This window comes from Gemmiger formicilis, from assembly GCF_016901605.1.
GTDB classification, from domain to species: domain Bacteria; phylum Bacillota; class Clostridia; order Oscillospirales; family Ruminococcaceae; genus Gemmiger; species Gemmiger formicilis_B.
Genome location: NZ_JACJKP010000390.1, coordinates 1 through 600 on the forward strand (window position 1 = coordinate 1; position 600 = coordinate 600).

Genomic DNA, 600 nt, shown 5'->3' on the forward strand with positions numbered 1-600 from the left:
CTGGCCGATCATGAACGGCTGGAACAGTCCACCCGCCTGGCCGAAATGCGGAATCTCTATTATCAGAGCCTTCAGCGGCAAGAGCGTCAGGTCCGGCAGATTCGCCACGACCTGCGAAACCATCTGACCGTTATTCAAGGGCTGCTGGAAAAAGGAGATGCGTCGGAGGCACTCCATTATGTGGACCAGATGGCCGGGTCCCCGGCTCTGCAGGGAACCAAACGGTTTTGCGATAACGAGACTGCCAATGTGGTACTCTCCGCCAAAGCCGAGGCTATGGAACAGCTGGGAATCACCGCGGACTTTTCCGTTATGCTTCCTGCCGATTTACCGGTAGCGGATACGGATCTGGCTGCCTTGCTGGGAAATGCCCTGGACAACGCTATGGAGAACGTACAAAAAGCCGCGACCAGGCAAATTACCCTCCGCTGCCGAGCGGACAAGGGCCTGTTTATGCTGCGTACGGAAAATGCCGTGGGCAGCAAGATCAACCGGGATTTTTCCACTACCAAGGCCGACAAGACTACCCATGGATTCGGCCTGCCCGGTATGCGGGAAATTGCGGAACGGTATCACGGCACGTTGGATGCCACTGTAGAG

General features: G+C 56.7%; 1 protein-coding gene. It reads left to right on the top strand.

Going from position 1 to position 600, the window contains the following annotated elements:
• Positions 1 to 600, top strand: a 600-nt coding sequence (locus H6B10_RS15050; RefSeq protein ID WP_204652316.1) for a sensor histidine kinase, incomplete at both ends; no start/stop codon positions are given.